We start from the raw sequence: 18839 nt of genomic DNA on the forward strand, positions 1-18839 counted from the left end.
CATCGAAGGATGCGTCATTCTAGCATGCATGGCGTCAGCGACCAGTGTTCGAGCGCCAGGTGTGCTTCACCACGCAGTTGCAACAGAGGTTGTGGGCCAGGGAAGTAGCGCGCACTCATGACCGCTTCGCCGTGGTTGATAAAGATCTCCACGCTGGAACGATCGAACAGTATCTGCAAGTGGGCCAGATTACCGCGCCAATAGCGGTGTTCAGGTTGCCCGCTACGCAGGTTGTTGCGTGTCAGCCGCAACAAGCCTCCGTCCCAGTCCAGTGTCATTGCGTCGCCGAAGTTTGCATTGAATTTCCCCCCTGGCGTCAGCAGCAGTTCCGCGCTATCGATGGGCCAGCACGGTGCATTGTCGGCGACACCTTGCCATTGTCGGCTTTCGCCTCGCAGCTGTTGCAGTTCGCGTGCCGGCTGTTGGTAAAGTTTGCCGTTATGCAGTGACAGTTCACGCGGGCAAGTCATGATGTGGATCCAGCCATATTGCCGTGTCGGATGATAATCCTCATCCTGTTCTGGCACGCCCATCCAGCCGACCAGTAACCGGCGGCCATCTTCGGCCTGGGTGGTCTGTGGTGCATAGAATTCGAACCCGGCATCCAATTCGTGAAATGCATCATGTTTAAACGCTGCCTGCTGATAATCCAGTTTACCTATCAGGTAACCTGCCTGATAAACGTTGAGGTAACGCTCGGCCTGCGCTTCAAGCCCTTGTGGGCAGCAGATCAACACCTCAACGCCATCCAGCGTGAACAGATCCGGGCATTCCCACATATAACCGAAATCGCCGATGCCGTTTAGCTGTGAACCGGCAATATCACCCAGAAACTGCCAGTTACGTAGATCGTCGGAACGCAGCAACAGCACTTTGCCACGATCTTGCAGATCACGCGCACCGAGCACCATGTACCACGCGTTCTGATGGTGCCAGACTTTCGGATCGCGGACATGGCCGGTATAGCCTGCCGGTAGTGGCAACACTGGGCCGAGTTTGTCATAGCCGCCTTGCGTATTCTCTTGCGCCAGGCACTGGTAAGCGGTGCGAGAGCCATCGGGGTATTTTACGTTGCCGGTATATACCAACATGATTTTTTCGTCCGCTACGACCGCTGAGCCTGAATAACAGCCGTGGCTGTCGTAACAGGCGCCGGGGACCAATGCTATCGGTTGATGCTGCCAATTGATCAGATCCGTCGATTGCCAGTGACCCCAGCATTTGTTGCGATGTTCGCAGCCCAGCGGATTCCACTGATAGAACAGGTGATAGACGCCGTTATGCTGAATGAACCCATTGGGATCGTTAAGCAGGCCGACGCTTGGTGCCAGATGCCACGCCGGTCGGTGTGGATCGCTCAGTGCTTTTGGTATTCCGCTCATCAAGGCCCTAATGGCCTGTTTCATTAAATGTTGTTCTTCCATTATTCACTGTCCGTTTTGTATTTCAGCAACAACGAGAGAATGAAAGCGCTGCCGAAGGCGATCACCAGACCAATGATATAGCTGACCAGTGAACTGGCCTGCACGATCGCCATCCCTGGGATTGCCGTTAGCCCGACCGCGTTCATACCGACATGATTGGCCACGACCCAGGCTCCACCGAGCGCACCGCCCGCCAGCGCCGCCAGGAAGGGTTTCACAAAACGCAGGTTGATGCCGAACAGCGCGGCTTCGGTAATGCCAAGCATGGCGGAAAAGGCCGAGGGGACGGCGATGGCTTTGATTTTGGCATCACGGGTTTTGAAATACACGGCCAGACAGGCACCCCCCTGAGCAATATTGGCCATAGACCAGATCGGCAGCAGGAAGTTAACGCCAATATTGGGGTTACCGAGTAGCCCAGCTTCAACGGCATGGAAACTGTGATGAATTCCGGTGATGACGATAGCGGAATACAGGCCACCGAACAGCAAGCCGGCAAACCAACCGGCATGGGTGATCAGTGTGCTGAGTACCAGGGAGATACCGTCACCCAGCGCGCGGCCGGCCGGGCCGATAAACAGCATGGCGACGAAGCCGGAGATCACCACCGTCAGGAACGGTGTCAGGATCAGATCCAGCGCGTTGGGGATCACTCTGCGCAGTTGTTTTTCCAACATGCTCATAAACCACACCGTCAGCAGCACCGGGAACACCGTGCCCTGATAACCGATCATGGCGATCTCCAACCCGAAGAAATCCATGGTGTGGAAACCACTGGCGACGCCCCAGGCATTGGTCAGCGCCGGATGAGTCAAAATACCGCCGAGTGTCGCACCCAGATAGGGATTACCACCAAATTCACGTGCGGCGGTAAAGCCGATCAGGATCGGTAAAATAATAAATGCCGCTGAGCTGAACATGTCCAGCATCACGAACACGGCACTGTTTGCATCGGCCCAGCCGTAGGTTTTCACCATGCCAAGCAGGCCCATTAATAGGCCGGAGGCGACGATAGCCGGGATTATTGGGACAAAGATGTTCGACAGCAGGCGAGCGATACGTTGCAGTGGATTAAGCTTTTTAGCCGCGATGTCGGCGGCTTCAGACTTGCTGGATTCGTTGATACCAGCTGCCTTGATGAATTCTGCATGTACCTTGTTGACCAGCCCAGTGCCGAAAATCACCTGGATCTGCCCGGCGTTACTGAAGCAACCTTTCACACCTTCAAGCTTACCGATCGCGACCTTGTCCATCTTGCTGTCATCGATCAGCACCAGGCGCAAGCGTGTGGCGCAATGGGCGGCGCTGGCGATATTCTCTTTGCCGCCAAGCAGCGGCAACAGCGCGTTAGCGGTTGCGGTAATGTCCATGTTTACTCCCTTTATAAATAAAAATGCCGCCGCAGTAGTTTGCGGCGGAAATCAGCCCTTCAGCGTCAGAAGAAGTACTTGAATCTGGCGCGTACGCCATAGCGCTGATCGTTGTTGGCGTTGGCGATCTTGTTCTCGGCATTGGCTTCCAGCATTGAAACGTAAGCGCCGAGGTACAAATTGAAGTTCTTCATATTCATGATGTTTGGTATTTGGTACGAAGTATGAATGGTGTGTATGTCATATTTGCCCGGCTCGCTGAGCGGGTTACTGATGTCTGCGGTCATGCCGGTAGTATTGAACTCTTCGATATTGTTGTGGGCGTAGATATAACCCAGTTCAAAGCGGCGCCACAGCATGTTGATGCCAGCGGTGAAATCCTGTTCGCCTGAGGCGTCAAGGTAGGCGGTACTCAGATTGACGACCACGCCGTTGTCCGGATTAGTGGCAGTGTTGTTCCAACTGAGGGTCATGCCGTAGCCGTTACGTTTGGATTGGTCGACGAATTGCCCCTGACCATCATGATAGCCATATGCGTTGTTGACCACGTTGCTTTCCATCGCCACCGCCGCGCTAAGCTGGTCTTTTTTCCAGGCGATCACTGGCCGCAGATAGGCGACATTTTTCTTATTATCCAAACTGTTGCCGTGATAGTTGTCATCCTGGAACAGCGATGTCCCGTCCTCCACCAACGTATTGAGTTCAAAGTAGAAGTCACCGGCATATTTGCTCAACATGAGATTACCGCCGCTGCTGCTACGGCCACGGCCTTCTTTCATCATGTAGATATAGCCGAAGCCGTCGGCGTACAGATCATTGGCCGTGTTGCCGGAATACTGGATGAAGGTGTCCTGATTGAGCGGGAACATGTCGTAGGCTTCAAAGCGGCCAATCTTGGTTTGCCAGTTCTTTTCGTTGCCGAAAAAGAAAGCAGCATCATCGAGGTTCATTTTGCCGGTCATGTCTGCCAACGGCTGCACGCTAAAGCCCGAGAAGTTGCCGTCCGGGTTACGGCGGTAACCGTCTACGCCAACCAGAATACGGCCGTTGATATCCCAGCGCTCTTTGTTACCGGGCTTCCAGTCCTTGTTGTCGCTACTTTTCAACGAAGTGAGCTGACCGCTGCGGCTGGCCCCATCCAGGTTAAATTCGACATCGCCATATAATTTAAGGTCGGTTAAACCGGTGAGTTGCAGGTTGCTAGTCGGTGTGGCGTGGGTTTCCAGCGTTGCAGTACGTTGTGCGACCTGCACGGTTTGTCGTTCGGTGTTCGCGGTGCGCTGCTCCAACTGCTGTGCTTTGCGTTCCGCTACTGTGGCACGCGTTTCTGCCAGCGATGCCCGTTGTTCAGCTTGTTGCAGCCGTTGTTCCAACGCATTCAGACGCGCTTCGATACTGTTGTTGGCGCCACAAGCCGCCGCAGAAGTAGAGATGAGAAGCCCTGTTGTGACTGCCAGATAGCTAAGTTTCTTCATGATTTTCTATCATCCGGGAAGGTTGTTATTATTTTGCTAAATTGCTAAACCGGTTTTTCATGATGAAAGATAGTGAGTTGATAGGCTGCTTGCAATCAAGTTTGCTAACCCGATTCAGCTATTGTGATCAAGCCCGCAAATTACACGCTAATGATGAAAACGGTAGGTATGGCCCCCAGAGCCAATGATTTAGGCGCGGGGAGTGGGGGCCAAATGCACTCTTAACGGACTAACGCTGGAGGAAATCTTGCAGCTCGTCGGTCCGTGGCAAAGCCGTCATTGCACCTTTGGCTGTGGTAGCCAATGCGCCGCAGGCCTGGGCCTGGGCGATGACGGCTGACCACTGTTCTTCTTGTGGCAGAGTGCCAAGCTGTGCCAGTGCCGCCAGCAAGCCGGCGACGAAAGCATCGCCCGCTCCAGTGGTGTCGACAGGGGTGATCGAAGGGGCGCGGAAGTGGCGTATTTGCTTGCCGTCATGCATGCACACGCCGTCACCACCGAGTGTCACTAGCAGCAAACGTAGTGGATAGCGCTGCATCATCCAATCAATACCACTCTCTAACTCCCCGATACTGCTGATAAAATTCAGCTCCTCTTGTGAGATTTTTACTATGTCTGCCAGTAGCAACGCTTTTTGCAAACAGGGACGCAACGCTTCCGGCTGACGCCAGATATCTTCGCGAATATTCGGGTCAAAACTGACCCAGCCGCCAGCTGCCTTGATGTTTTCCATCGCGGTAAAGGTAGTGCTACGACTGGGTTCCTGCGACAAGGCGATAGAGCAGACGTGTAGCCATTCATCTGCCTTAAAATCAGGTAGATCCTCGGGTTGCAGGAACAGATCGGCACTGGGATTGACCATAAAAGTGAAGGAACGCTCACCCAGTAGATCGAGATCGACCACCACGGTGGAGGTGTGGTGGTCGGGGTCCTGTGACATATGGCAGATATCCACCTGCTCTTCACTTAGCACCTGCTGTAAGAAAGCGCCGAAGCTATCTTGCCCTACTCGACCGATAAAGGCGCTGTCGCCGCCAAGGCGGGCGATACCCACCGCCACATTGGCGGGAGCACCACCGGGGCATTTAAGATAACTGTTTGAATTTTCAGGAACCAGATCGACAACTGCGTCACCCAGAACCCATACGCGATTAACCATGTTCAATCCCTGTTTTCACCTGTGTTAGATGACGAGCTAAAATAGAAGAACCGGTTTAGCATTGCAATGAAAGAATCTGAAGCTTGTTGGTAAAGTCAGCATGTAGCGGGCCAAAAAATGAAGAATAGGGAATAAGTTATAGCAAGCGAGAATAAGTAACGTGTTGACAACTATAATTAAAAAATTGAATTAAGATTAATGGAGATCGTGAATTCTAAATACGGCCAATGAATTATGGCGAGGATTTTGAATAGGATGTTTCCTAAATTATAGGTGCTGCTTAGCATAATCATGCGGTGATGAATAAATGCATCGTTTAGATGCAATTATTCATGTTCATTAATAGATATCACAAATGAATTTTAATTTTATCATATGTATATCAATGAATTGAATGGTGTTTTTGGGTTTTTCTTAGGGGGATATATTAGGGGTGTAACGTATTTCTATTAAGTGTTTTGTTATCTAGCGCCCATTACGGACCAAAATTAAGTTGATTGTGGGCTATTCGTGCGCATAATGTTTGCGTTTTTTTACAATTCTTATCTTTTATTTGTCTTTCGACAGGGAAAAAGTAATGCGCCATTCCGCGTACTCGTCGCTCAGCCTTGCTGTGTGTAAGGGCTGTATTCCATTAAGCTCCGTTGTCTTGCCGCTGTTTATATACAGCCTACCGCTTCACGCGGCAACGCCAAACAACGAACAGCTGATCATACAGCAGCAGCGACAAAAGGCGCTGGAGCAACAACTGACACCGCCGACACCGGATGTGCGTTTGTCTCCACCTTCGTCCAGCTTTGGCCGTATTTCTTTCCCGCAGGAAAAAACCTGTTTCCCCATCGACCAGGTGGTACTCACCGGTCAGGATAAACTGCCTCACTGGTTGCCGCTGCAACGTATCGCCGATCAGGCGCAAGGCCACTGCCTGGGTGGTCAGGGCATTAACCTGCTGATGAGCACTCTGCAAAACCGGCTGGTGGATCACGGTTATATCACCACCCGCGTGTTGGCACCGTCACAGGATCTGAAAAGCGGCAAGCTGCGGCTGGTGGTGGTGCCAGGTTACGTACGTCAGGTGAAACTGACACCGGACAGCGGTCATTACATTCAGCCTTACAGCACATTCCCGGCCCATGCAGGCAACCTGCTGGATCTGCGCGATATCGAACAAGGGCTGGAAAACCTCCAGCGTCTGCCGACGGTACAGGCCAACATGGAAATCATCCCCGGTGAACAACCCGGCGAAAGTGATATTGCTCTGAGTTGGAAGCAGGAACGTATGTGGCGTATAGGCGCTTCGTTGGATGACTCTGGCACCAAGAGCACCGGGCGTTATCAGGGGGGCCTGACGCTGTCGCTGGATAACCCGTTTTCGCTCAGCGACCTGTTCTATATTTCAGGCTCCACCGATCTGCAAAACCAGGGCGGCAAAGGTACTAAAAATATCACCGGCCATTATTCGGTACCTTTCGGCTACTGGATGGCTGGGGTAACCGCCAACAGCTATGACTATCACCAGACCATTGCCGGTCAGAATCAGGATTACCGCTATAGCGGCAAGAGCAAGAACCTGGATTTCCAGCTCAGCCGGGTACTACACCGTAACGGCAGCCAGAAAACCACGCTGACTTACGACGTGCTGGCACGTGAGTCCAGCAACTATATCAATGACACTGAAGTAGAAGTGCAGCGTCGGCGCACCTCTGGCTGGCGGCTGGGGTTGCAGCATCGCCACTACATTCAACAGGCTACGCTGGACGCGGGTGTCAGTTATCAACGGGGAACCCGTTGGTTCGGCGCACTGCCGGCACCGGAAGAGACCTTTGGTGAAGCCACTGCCCTTAGCAAAATTGTGCAGCTAAATGCCCAGCTCGACGTGCCGTTCAGCCTGTTTACCCAGAACTTCAGATATAACGTCCAGTATCAGCGCCAGATCAGCGACACGCCGCTGACGCCGCAGGACCAGTTTGCTATCGGCAACCGTTGGACGGTGCGCGGCTTTGACGGTGAGCGCACCCTGAACGCTAACCACGGCTGGTTCGTCCGCAACGATCTCGCCTGGCGCACGCCGTTGCAGGGGCAGGAACTGTATCTCGGTGCCGACTACGGTGAAGTGGGTGGATATGGCTCCGATTATCTGGCGGGGCAACACTTGGCTGGCGGTGTTGTTGGGCTGCGTGGTTATGCCTACAAGGTCGGTTATGACCTGTTTGCAGGCGTGCCCTTCTCCAAACCGGACGGTTTCAGCACCAGCCCGGTCACCCTGGGCTTCAATCTGAGCTGGAACTACTGAGGCATGACGATGCGCGCAGGCGAATATGATATCAGGGCACCATTGGTCCTCGGTGGTGACGACAGTGAAGCGGAAGCCTTTGGTGCGGCCGTATGGTTATGGATGCATTCTCCGATGCACCGCGATGCGCCGCTGCACACGTTACCGACACTGTTATTGCCGATCATCAAGCGACAACAATATGTGCTGGTATCACAGCAAAATCAGCCCGTGTTTTTCCTCAGTTGGGCCTGGATGAGTCAAGACGCTGAAGCGCGCTATTTGACACAGCCGGCAGTGAATATGCAAGAAAGTGACTGGAACAGTGGCGATCGTCTGTGGTTCTGTGACTGGATCGCGCCGTTCGGTCATACGCGGGAAATGCGTAATCTGATGGCCAGGGAGATCTTCCCGCACCTGTGTGTACGGGCGCTGTATCACCGGGGGGATCAACGCGGAAAACGCGTGGTGAACTTTAAAGGTGCAGAGGTCAGCCATCAGCAAGCGCAGCAATGGTGGGCGAGCCACCCGTTAGCCGTCGAGCCATCAGAAATTCAATAAGGACATTGCCATGAACAAGAACCTGTATCGTATCGTTTTCAACAAAGCGCGTGGCATGCTGATGGTGGTGGCGGATATTGCCCGCTCCGGTCGTGCCGGGTCCGCGCGTTCACCTGGTCTGGGCCATACGCTGAGCCAGTGTATCGGCAAAATCAGTGCTGTTAGCTTCAGCCTGCTCATCGCACTGGGTGCTATACAGCCGGTGCAGGCGGCAATTATCGCCGACGGTAATGCGCCGGGTGGTCAGCAGCCGACCATTGTTAACAGTGCTAACGGTACGCCACAGGTCAATATTCAGACGCCAAGCGCTGGTGGGGTTTCCCGTAATACCTACAGCCAGTTCGACGTCGACAAGCAAGGCGCGATCCTCAACAATTCCCACAAAATGACTCAGACGCAACAGGGCGGTTGGGTCGACGGTAACCCGTGGTTGGCGAAAGGCGAGGCCAAGGTGATCCTCAATGAGGTCAACTCACGTGATCCTAGCCGCCTGAACGGTTACATCGAAGTCGCCGGGCAGCGTGCGCAGGTGGTGATCGCCAACCCATCCGGTATTACCTGTAATGGCTGCGGCTTTATCAACGCCAACCGTGCCACCCTGACCACCGGTCAGGCACAGATGAACAACGGCAACCTGACGGGCTTCAACGTTGAACGCGGCGAAGTAGTGGTTGAAGGCGCCGGTATGGACAGTTCGCGGCAGGATTATACCGAGATCATCGCGCGATCGACGAAGATCAACGCCGGACTTTGGGCTAACGATCTTAAAGTCACCACCGGTCGCAACAAGGTGGATGCGACGCATCAGCAGATCGACAAACAAAGTGACGATCCCGCTACGCGACCGCAACTGGCGGTGGATGTGGCGAAGTTGGGCGGCATGTATGCCGGTAAGATCCGTATGATCGGCACCGAAACCGGCGTCGGGGTACGCAATGCCGGTAATATTGGTGCGCAGGCCGGTAGCGTGGTGGTAACCGCCGATGGCCGCATTGAAAACAGCGGCAAAATCAGCAGCGGCAGCGACATGCAGCTGGCCTCGAAAGGCGGCGTCAGCAACAGTGGTTCACTGTTTGCAGCAGGCAATGCTGGCGTCAGTAGTGAAGGGGATGTGCAAAACAGCGGTTCTATCGCCGCACGCAATAATGTGCGTGTCCAGGCAGCCAGCCTGAACAGCAGCAAAGGCAGTACGTTGGCAGCTGGAGTACAACAAGATGGCAAGCTGGGCGGCAGTGGTGAACTGGCATTGACCACCAGCGGTAAGCTTACAGCACAAGGCCAGAACCTGGCGGCGGGTAATCTGCATGCCAATGGGCAGGGGGCGGACATTAGCGGCAGCAAGACTGCCGGTACTAATGTCACGCTGGACGCCGGACAGGGTGACTTGACGACGGCCAATGCACAAGTCGAGGCGACACAGCATCTGATTGTCAACAGCGGTAAGCAACTGAACAACGACGGCGGCAAGCTGGCGGCAAATAAACTGACGCTGAATGCGCATGATTTATCGAACCGGAAGGGCGAAATCACCCAGCTTGGCAGTGAAGATTTAACGCTGAACCCACAGGGAAAACTGGATAACGCTGGCGGCCGCATCGCCAGTAACGGCAACGGACTGACGTTGAAGGCCGGGGCGATCGATAACCAGAGCGGTGAAATCGTACATGCGGGCAAAGGCACGCTGGCAGTGAATACTGGCCGCTTGCAGGGCGACAGCGGCAAACTGTTGTCCAATGGCCAGCTCAGTATGCAGGGTGGCGACTACGTACTGGATGGCGGTACCACGTCAGCGCAGCAGATCACGATGGATGCCGACAGCCTGTCTAACCGCAATGGCCAACTGGTGCAAAGCGGCAGCGGAGATATGCGCCTCAATGCCCGTCAGGGCATCGATAACCAGGGTGGCCAACTGGCGGCTAACGGTAATGTGACGCTAAACGCAGCACAGTTGAACAACCAAAATGGCAAAGTGATTGCCGCGCAGGATGGGAGTCTGAAAGCGCAGGTCAGCGGTGTTATCGATAACCGTCAGGGGCAGTTGGCGGCTAGCCAACAGACCCGATTGCAGGCGGAAAAACTGGATAACCGCAAAGGGCTGGTTTCCGCCGCGACGGGTAGCGCTGAGGTCATAGCTCGGCAGGCAGTGGACAACGGCAGCGGTCGTATCGAGGCCAAACAAGGCCTGCAAGTGAGCGGCGCCGGGTTAGAGAACCAAGCTGGGCAAGTCGTTGGTGGTGAACTTTCACTGGCGCTCGGCAAGGGTGCGCTGAACAACCAGCAAGGCGTTATCGCCGCCAGCGGTGATCTGACCTTGAACAGCGGCCTGCTGACGAATGACGGTGGCCTGTTGCAATCTGCCGGCAACATGAACATTGATACCCATGGGGCGGCATTGAGCAACCGTCTGAGTGGTGAAACTGGCGGTATTCTCAGCCAGGGAACGCTGGCGATCCACAGCGGTGCGCTGGACAACACACAGGGCATGCTGGTGGGCGTCGGAACGACAGATCTGTTCACCGGCAGCCTGGATAACAGCAAAGGCACGTTGGTCGGCAAGCAAACACTCAACATCGACAGTCTGGCGCTGACCAATGACGGCGGTCTGTTGCAGGCAGGTGGGGACGCGACTCTCGATACTCACGGACAGGCATTAACTAACCGCAACAGCGGCAAGAATGGCGGCATCAGCAGCTTGGGCAAACTGGTTATCACTGGCGGTGCCGTAGATAACCAAGACGGCTTTATCGCCAGCTCCGGTGACCTGCAACTGCACGGCGACCAACTGGATAACCGCTACGGTACGCTGGCTTCCGAGAAACATTTATCGGCTGCGGCTAACACCATCAATAACCAGGGCGGAGCAATTAAATCCGGTCAGGATATGGTGCTGAACGCCAAAGAACTGTTGGATAACAGCAATCTTGGCGTGATTGGCGCAGGCAAAAAACTGCAGCTGGATAGTGGCCATCTGGTGAACGACCAAGGCACCTTGGTGAGTGCCGATGCAGCGAAGATCAACTTCGGCCTGCTGGAAAACCAGGGCGGTCAACTGGCTGCCCAGACGGTGCTGGAGCTGCACGGCAACAGCCTCAATAACAACAACGGCGGTCTGATCCAGAGCGGTGACCGTCTGGAACTGACGGTCGATCGACTGACCAATAACAACAGTGGTGATAAAGGCGGTATCACCAGCCAAGGTGCCATGAACCTCACCACTGGTGTGTTCGATAATGGCCAAGGTGTAGTGATTGCCGGTAAAAATCTCAAGCTCGATGCAGAAGCACTGTTGAATGGCAGCGGCAAACTGGTGGCGCAGCAGGCATTGGATCTGACGACGACCGGCACGGGCGGCCTGAATAATCAGGGCGGGTTGGTTCAGTCGGGTGCGGATATGCAGATCGATACCCATGGTCAGTTGCTGGATAACCTTAATGGTACTATCCACAGCCTGGGCCAGTTGGAACTCGGCAGCGGCGACGTCAATAACCAGGGCGGCACGCTGGGGGCCAAAGGCGATTTCACCCTGACGGCGCTGAAGCTGGATAACAGTAACGGCGGGCGGATTATCGGCGAGAAGGCGGTGACGCTCACCAGCGCCGGTCTGGATAACCGCAACGGACAAATTCAGGCGGTCGGCAACCTGCTGCTGGACAGTGCGCAGGGGATTATCGATAACACTCTGGGGCTGATCCGCAGTGGTGCCAGCGTAACGCTCAATGCTCTGCAGTTCACCAACGACACGACGCAGGCGGAAAATAAAGGGTTGGAAGGCCAGTCAGTGGCGCTGAACACCGGCACACTGAGCAACCGTGGCGGCAGCATTCTGGCTAACCAACAACTGACCATCACTAACGCGGGCCTGCTTGATAACAGCGGGGGCCAATTGGCGGCCAGCGAAAATCTGCAGTTGCAGGGCGCAGCGCTTAACCTGCTGAACACTGCCGGCACCATTAAGGCTGGCAAGCTGCTGGACATCAATGCCGCAGCGGTCGGTGGCGATGGGCAGTTACTATCGTTGGGTGATATTAATCTGGTCAGTGGGCAAGGTATCAATAACAGCGGCGAGATGATCGCCAACGGCAATTTCAACTTCACTACGCCGGGCGATGTGATCAACAGCGGTAAACTGCTGGCGGGCTCTAAGCTTGATCTGCACGCCAACAACCTGTTCAACGATGCCAGCGGTGAGATCAATGCCGGGCAGGATTGGCTTACGGTGAATGGCACCCTGACCAACTACGGCCTGATCGACGGCAAGCACACCCTGCTCAATGCCAACACGTTGACCAACATTGGCACGGGTCGCATTTATGGCGATGCGATTGGCGTGCAGACCGTCACCTTCAACAACCTGGCTGAGAACGGTACTGCTGCCACATTGGCCGGGCGCGAGCGGGTAGATATTGGCACCCAGACGCTGAATAACTATGACCACGGGCTGATTTACAGCGGCGGGGATATGGCCATTGGCGGCCAGCTTGACGCTAACTACCTGGCAAGCGGGCAGGCTGGCACCATTAATAACCACAGCTCGACCATTGAGTCCGCCGGTAACATGGCGCTGTCCGCCGGGCAGATCAATAACATCAATGATCACTTCAGCACCGAACTGGTGACAGTATCCAGCGACAAGCTGACCGAGTATCAACTGAGCGGCTCCGATAAGCGCTATCAGCCGGACGAAATACGCATTACTCACGATGAGGTGAATTACCTCAATACGCCGGACGGTCGCAAAGACAACTACAACCAGTTCGATTTCAACCGGACGGTGCAGGAAACCCAGATCAAGGAAAGCGATCCGGCCAAGATAATCGCCGGTGGCGATATGGCGATCAACGCGGGTCATCTGCTCAATGACAAGAGCCAGGTGGTCGCGGGCGGTACATTGGCGATCAATGCCGGCAGCGTGGATAACGTAGCGGTGGCGGGCCAGCGCCTGACCACTGACGCCGGGGAAGTGACCAATTACTACCGCATCAAGAAGAAAGGCAAGGACAAGCAGGGATATAACGCCACGGCCTACACGCCGCCGACCACTATTCAGACCATTGCGCTGAAACCTAGCCAACTGATTGATCACGGGCAGATTGCAGGCAACCCGATCGCTATCACGCCGCTAACGCCACAGAGCACCAATGCCACCATCGGCACGGCCGGTGGGGTGAATGCCGTGGTGACTGGCAGCGATGTTTCTGCCGGGATGCAGACTATTGGCAGCGGTGCGCTGCCGGTGATTCAAGCGGTGGCGTTGCAACCAGGCCAACAGTTTGAAGTCGCTAATAAGGTGAACAACCAACAGGGTGACGTGGTCGACAGCGTTGTGCGTATCGTCGGCCCTGACACTCGCCTGCCAGATAACAGCCTGTTCAAGACCAATCCGGCACCGGGTGGGCAGTATCTGGTGGAAACCGATCCGCGCTTCACCAACCAAAAATCCTGGCTGGGTTCGGACTACATGATCGCCAAGGCGACCAATAATCAGGACAACGTGCTGAAACGCCTGGGTGATGGTTACTACGAACAGCGACTGATCCGTGAACAAGTAATTAATCTGACAGGCCAGCGGTATCTGGACGGTTACAACAACGACGAAGAGCAGTTCAAGGCGCTGATGGATCAAGGCCTGACGTTCAGTCAGCAATATAACCTGAAGGTTGGCGTAGCGCTGACGCCAGAGCAGATGGGGCTGTTGACCAAAGACATCGTCTGGCTGGTGAATGCCAAGGTCACGTTGCCGGACGGGAGCCAGCAAAATGTGCTGGTGCCGCAGGTGTATGCACGCATGCAACCGGGCGATCTGGACGGTTCTGGCGCATTGATTGCCGGGCGCAACGTCAACCTCAATCTGGGAGACGGTCTGTTTAACAGCGGCCATATTGCAGGCCGCGAAGTGGTGAAACTGAGTGCTGCCAATATCACTAACGTGGCGGGCAACATTCAGGGCACTGACGTTGGGCTGATCGCCCGTACCGACATCAACAATATCGGTGGCGTGATCCAGGGCAACAACTCACTGTTGGCCAGCGCCGGGCGTGATATCAACGCCATCAGTACTACCCGTACGGCGCAGAGCGTTAACGGGGCCAACAGCTTCGAGCGCACCAATATCGACAGCGTGGCGGGTATGTATGTGCAAGGCGCTGACGGCAAGCTGATGCTGCAGGCCGGTCGCGACATTAAATTGGATGCTGCGCAGGTGGTTAACAGCGGTGAGAACGGCCAGACGGTGCTGAATGCCGGGCGTGATCTCAACCTGAATACGGTGACCACCGCCAGCCGCGACAACCTGATTTGGAACGGTGATAACAGCCTGAAACAGGGCAATAGCCAACAGGTGGGTAGCGAGGTGGTCGGTAAAGGGGGCGTGACTCTCAATGCGGGTAACGATCTCAACGCCCGTGCGGCGACAGTTTCCGCGGGTGATGCGCTTAACCTGAATGCTGGCCATAACGTTAATATCCTTAATGGCGAGAACACGCGTGATCTGGATGAGCGTCACAAGGTGACGGGGGGCAATGGCCTGTTGTCGAAAACCACGACAACAACCCGAGACACCTTCGATCGCCAAACTGTTCAGGGCAGCACTCTGAGCGGTGACAGCATCAACGTGCTGGCAGGTAACGATCTGCGTGTGCAGGGCAGCAGCGTAGCTGGTACTCAGGATGTGAAACTACTGGCAGGCAACGATCTGACCGTGACCGGTGCGACCGAAAGCAACAGCGAACTGCATCTCAAGCAGGAGAAAAAATCCGGCCTGATGAGCAGCGGCGGCATCGGCATCAGCTACGGTACCGAAAGCCTGAAAACCACCGATACCGCGCAGGGCCTGACCAATCAGGGCAGTACCGTCGGCAGCGTAAACGGCAATGTAACTCTGGGCGCCGGTAACAACCTGGCGGTAACCGGCTCTGAGCTGGTGGCCGGTAAAGACATGGCGTTGAGCGGCAAGAATGTGTCGGTGACGCAGGCGCAGGATCAAAATAGCCAGACCCACAAGGTTGAACAGAAGAAATCCGGGTTGACGCTGGCGCTTTCCGGTACGGTTGGCAGCGCGTTGAACACCGCGGTGGAAACCTCACAGCAGGCAAAATCTACCGACGACAGCCGTCTGGCGGCGTTGCAGGGCACCAAAGCGGCGTTAAGTGGCGTGCAGGCCGTTCAGGCGGCGCGCTTGGCCGAGGCGCAGGGTGCCGATCCTGCCAACAACAACATGGTCGGGATCAGTATTTCCTACGGTACCCAGTCCTCCACCTCGACCCAGAACAGCGGGCAGAGCACCGCTCAGGGCAGCAGCCTGACGGCGGGCAACAACTTGAGCATTACTGCCAGCGGCAACGGTGTGAAGGGTCAGGATGGTGACATCACCGTGCAAGGCAGCCAACTGCAGGCGGGCAAAGACATCACCCTGAATGCCAATCGGGACGTGAATCTGCTGTCTGCCACCAACACCCAGTATCTGGATGGCAAGAACGAGAGCCAGGGCGGCACGCTGGGCGTGGGCATCGGCGTCGGTTCCGGCGGCATTGGGCTGAGCGTTTCTGCCAGCGTCAATAAAGGCAAGGGCAACGAGAAGGGCAACGGTACCAGCCATACCGAAACCACGGTGAACGCCGGTAATCAGGTCAATATTACCAGCGGACGTGACACCAACCTGATCGGCGCGCAGGTCACCGGTGAAACGGTCAAGGCCGACGTAGGTCGTAACCTGTTGCTGGAAAGCCAGCAGGACAGCGATCGTTACGACTCGAAACAGCAAAATGCCAGCGCCGGCGGCAGCTTCACCTTCGGCTCCATGACCGGCTCTGGCAGCATCAGCCTGAGCAAAGACAAGATGCACAGCAACTACGACAGCGTGCAGGAGCAGACCGGTATCTTCGCCGGTAAAGGTGGCTTTGACCTGACGGTGGGCGAACATACCCAGCTTAACGGCGCGGTAATCGGCAGCACTGCCACGGCGGACAAAAACAAACTCGACACCGGCACGTTGGGCTTTAAGGATATTCACAATCAGGCTGATTTCGAGGTAGAGCACCAGAGCGTGGGTATCAGCTCCGGCGGCAGCATCGGTAGCCAGTTCGCCGGTAACATGGCCAACGGCCTGCTGGTGGGGGCCAACAACAGCGGACACGACAGCTCAACCACCCAATCGGCGGTGAGCGACGGCACCATCATCATCCGCGATCAGGACAAACAGACGCAGAACGTCAGTGACCTGAGCCGCGACGTAGAGCACGCTAACCAAACCCTGAGCCCGATCTTCGACAAAGAGAAAGAGCAGAAACGGTTGCAGCAGGCGCAGTTGATCGGCGAGATCGGCAATCAGGCGATGGACATTGCGCGGACCGAGGGAGCGATCACGGCCACCAAGGCTGCCAAAGAGAAGATGAATAACGTCACCGATACCGATCGCAAGGCGGCGGCAGACAAGCTGGCGAAAGATAAGCCTGGTGAGGTGATCACCAACGACGATATCAACGCGCAGATTTATCAGACGGCCTATAACAAGGCGTTTAGCGAGTCGGGTTATGGCACGGGCGGTAAGGTACAGCAAGGTATGCAGGCAGCGGTCGCTGCGGTGCAAGGGTTGGCCGGTGGCGATCTGCAGGCGGCAATTGCCGGTGGGGCTGCGCCTTATCTGGCGGAACAGATACACCGTCTGGCACCCAATGAGGAAAGTCGTATTATCGCGCATGCGGTGGTGGCTGGCGCACTGGCGGAGCTGCAAGGTCAGTCGGCTGCAGCCGGTGCTGCGGGCGCTGCGACGGCGGCATTGGGTACCAAAGCGATTGCCGAGGCGATGTTTGGTACCAGTGATTTCAGTAAAATGAGCGAAGAGCAGCGCCAGACGGTTTCTGCATTGGCCACGCTCGCGGGCGGTTTGGCCGGTGGGTTGGCAAGTGGTGATACGGCAGGAGCCGTCACTGGCGGGCAATCCGGTAAGAATACCTCTGAGAATAACGACCAATTTGGTTTTTCTCCTGGGATGATGAGCTCTGGCCAGGCTGCCTTTACTTTAGGTGAGTATATGACGGAGCATGGTGCTACTCCGGAACAAATTTCTGCGGCACAGTCTGATTTGGCGCGTGGTTTGGGAACCGGGGCACCACAACCTGCGACCGAGTTTGTTAAGGCTTGGGCGCTACTGATGAGTGGTGTCGGGGGAGCTGTTATCGCACCTACGGCTGGCACGGCGGCCGTTATTGGTGGAGGGACCTTTGGTGGTATTTCTGATGCGGGTAAGCAGCTACTTACTATGAAGCCAAATGAGACATATAGTTACACAGATACTTTAATAGCTATTGGTACCGGCGCATTAACGCAGGGCAAAGGATTGGTACTCTCAGAGGCCGTAAATACAAGTGGTGCATATTTAGGAAGTAAAGTTAAAGGCGAAGATGCCACAGGGGCTGTAACAGGTGCTTTATTTGGTACGTTCATCGGTTATAAGGGTGGTGAAAAAATAACCGAAAAAATTATATCTAAAGGTATATCCCCCATTACTGCTGAAGCATCTGGGGTTGTGGGTGGCGGTGTGGCTGGGACAGTTGTAGGGGCAGGAATTGAAGCTGGGATGAAAGCTGAGGATAAAAAAAATGAAAAATAAACGTGTAGGTTTTTCAATGTTTTTATATTTATTTTTTTCGTGTGCATTATTGATAATAGGAATAGCTATTTTAGCTAGTTTTATCGCGCCAATAATTTTCTTCGTTCGTAATGGAGTTTTTGAGTATCGGTTAGATACGTTTATTTTTGCTTGCAAAGCTGGAGCAGGCGCTGGCGTTCCATTAGGCATTGGGGTTTGGGTGTTTGCTAAGATAGAAGAGATAAAAAAGAAAAAATGAAACGACTTTGCAAGACCGTTTTGCTACCGATGAACATCGGTATTACAGTGCTTAGCCCCCTGAGTGCTGATGCTGTCACACGCGAAGAAATGCGGACACTCGATGCCGCCTATCCGCCCGGCAGCTTTGTTAACTGCGAGGGCGAACTTGCCGGGAATGGTAAAAATTTACTGCCCATGACTACCAAAATTCGTGGGCATATCATAAGTAGAGCGGAAAACCTAAGCCATGCCGATGTCCGTATGATGTTTATTCCTCATGGCTCATCAACGGCAACGATTACGCTGAGCTACCGGCAGAAAGTGATCATGGAAGAGGGGGGGCAACGGGTTTATATCGATCCGGATAGCCTGAAAGTCTCAATGCCTGTCAGCCCTTCGAGTGAGGCGATTGTAGCCAAAGGATTTCGGGATGGGCTTCCTGCAACGCAAGAAATTCAGCCCTATCAGACGACAGAAATCACCGATTTCCCGTCTTATGTGGTTAGGGCTCCGGGTGAATCCCCCCTTTATTGCCATAAAGAAGAGTAGGGATTGTAGGGGGGACGACAGTGTCAGGACTGTTTGGTAGTGGCATGGAGGCAGCATTAAAAGAGCAAAGGGAAAAGAATGAAAAAAAGTAGATCAGTGATTTTGATGTTGTATTTAATGTGCTCATTTTTTGTGCTTTTATTCATCGTGAGCCTATTATTTCAAACACTTGGTTATTGGGTTAACGGAGGGGAGAATATAAT

The 18839-nt window shown here is 54.7% G+C and carries 9 protein-coding genes; 5 read left to right on the forward strand and 4 right to left on the reverse strand.

The genetic code is table 11. The features are described from left to right. Window positions 1-14 precede the first annotated feature (14 nt). The 4 genes from SGR01S_RS15360 to cscK all read right to left on the reverse strand — a co-directional run bounded on the left by SGR01S_RS15360 (window position 15) and on the right by cscK (window position 5428). Window positions 15-1424 carry a glycoside hydrolase family 32 protein gene (locus SGR01S_RS15360; RefSeq protein WP_061807892.1) on the reverse strand — a complete coding sequence of 470 codons (1410 nt, stop codon included), beginning with the start codon at window positions 1422-1424 and terminating at the stop codon, window positions 15-17. Continuing rightward, window positions 1424-2794 carry a sucrose-specific PTS transporter subunit IIBC gene (locus SGR01S_RS15365; RefSeq protein ID WP_037416632.1) on the reverse strand — a complete coding sequence of 457 codons (1371 nt, stop codon included), beginning with the start codon at window positions 2792-2794 and terminating at the stop codon, window positions 1424-1426. Before SGR01S_RS15365 ends, SGR01S_RS15360 begins: the two co-directional genes overlap by 1 nt. A gap of 65 nt (window positions 2795-2859) precedes the next feature. Continuing rightward, a complete protein-coding gene (locus tag SGR01S_RS15370; RefSeq protein WP_061807893.1) occupies window positions 2860-4269 on the reverse strand; it encodes a carbohydrate porin in 1410 nt (469 codons plus the stop codon). Window positions 4270-4498: 229 nt separating this feature from the next. Then, window positions 4499-5428 (reverse strand): fructokinase, encoded by a 930-nt coding sequence (gene cscK / locus SGR01S_RS15375; RefSeq protein ID WP_061807894.1) that lies wholly within the window; start codon window positions 5426-5428, stop codon window positions 4499-4501. A gap of 577 nt (window positions 5429-6005) precedes the next feature. Between cscK and SGR01S_RS15380 the strand changes: the two genes are divergently transcribed. From SGR01S_RS15380 to SGR01S_RS15400, 5 genes are read left to right on the forward strand one after another with little or no spacing between them, the layout of a single operon-like run. Next, entirely contained in the window at window positions 6006-7721 is a 1716-nt protein-coding gene (locus SGR01S_RS15380) for a ShlB/FhaC/HecB family hemolysin secretion/activation protein (RefSeq protein WP_061807895.1), read from the forward strand. Between the two features lie 9 nt (window positions 7722-7730). Then, the gene (locus SGR01S_RS15385; RefSeq protein WP_061807957.1) at window positions 7731-8261 is read left to right on the forward strand and encodes a toxin-activating lysine-acyltransferase; all 531 of its coding nucleotides are present in this window, start codon (window positions 7731-7733) and stop codon (window positions 8259-8261) included. Between the two features lie 10 nt (window positions 8262-8271). Next, on the forward strand, window positions 8272-17868 hold the full coding sequence (locus SGR01S_RS15390; protein ID WP_061807896.1) for a hemagglutinin repeat-containing protein: 9597 nt from the start codon (window positions 8272-8274) through the stop codon (window positions 17866-17868). Further along, complete coding sequence (locus SGR01S_RS15395; RefSeq protein WP_061807897.1) at window positions 17858-18106, forward strand: hypothetical protein; 249 nt, start codon at window positions 17858-17860, stop codon at window positions 18104-18106. Before SGR01S_RS15390 ends, SGR01S_RS15395 begins: the two co-directional genes overlap by 11 nt. Continuing rightward, the gene (locus SGR01S_RS15400; protein ID WP_061807898.1) at window positions 18103-18636 is read left to right on the forward strand and encodes a hypothetical protein; all 534 of its coding nucleotides are present in this window, start codon (window positions 18103-18105) and stop codon (window positions 18634-18636) included. The genes SGR01S_RS15395 and SGR01S_RS15400 overlap by 4 nt, the downstream gene beginning before the upstream one ends. The last annotated feature ends 203 nt before the right edge of the window (window positions 18637-18839 follow it).

This window comes from Serratia grimesii NBRC 13537, assembly GCF_001590905.1.
GTDB lineage: Bacteria > Pseudomonadota > Gammaproteobacteria > Enterobacterales > Enterobacteriaceae > Serratia > Serratia grimesii.

Excerpts from the sequence above, each read along its gene's own strand:
- SGR01S_RS15395 (WP_061807897.1), top strand. The coding sequence starts at position 17,858 with ATGAAAAATAAACGTGTAGGTTTTTCAATGTTTTTATATTTATTTTTT.
- SGR01S_RS15400 (WP_061807898.1), top strand. The coding sequence starts at position 18,103 with ATGAAACGACTTTGCAAGACCGTTTTGCTACCGATGAACATCGGTATT.
- SGR01S_RS15380 (WP_061807895.1), top strand. The coding sequence starts at position 6,006 with ATGCGCCATTCCGCGTACTCGTCGCTCAGCCTTGCTGTGTGTAAGGGC.
- SGR01S_RS15385 (WP_061807957.1), top strand. The coding sequence starts at position 7,731 with ATGCGCGCAGGCGAATATGATATCAGGGCACCATTGGTCCTCGGTGGT.
- SGR01S_RS15365 (WP_037416632.1), bottom strand. The coding sequence starts at position 2,794 with ATGGACATTACCGCAACCGCTAACGCGCTGTTGCCGCTGCTTGGCGGC.
- SGR01S_RS15390 (WP_061807896.1), top strand. The coding sequence starts at position 8,272 with ATGAACAAGAACCTGTATCGTATCGTTTTCAACAAAGCGCGTGGCATG.
- cscK (WP_061807894.1), bottom strand. The coding sequence starts at position 5,428 with ATGGTTAATCGCGTATGGGTTCTGGGTGACGCAGTTGTCGATCTGGTT.
- SGR01S_RS15360 (WP_061807892.1), bottom strand. The coding sequence starts at position 1,424 with ATGGAAGAACAACATTTAATGAAACAGGCCATTAGGGCCTTGATGAGC.
- SGR01S_RS15370 (WP_061807893.1), bottom strand. The coding sequence starts at position 4,269 with ATGAAGAAACTTAGCTATCTGGCAGTCACAACAGGGCTTCTCATCTCT.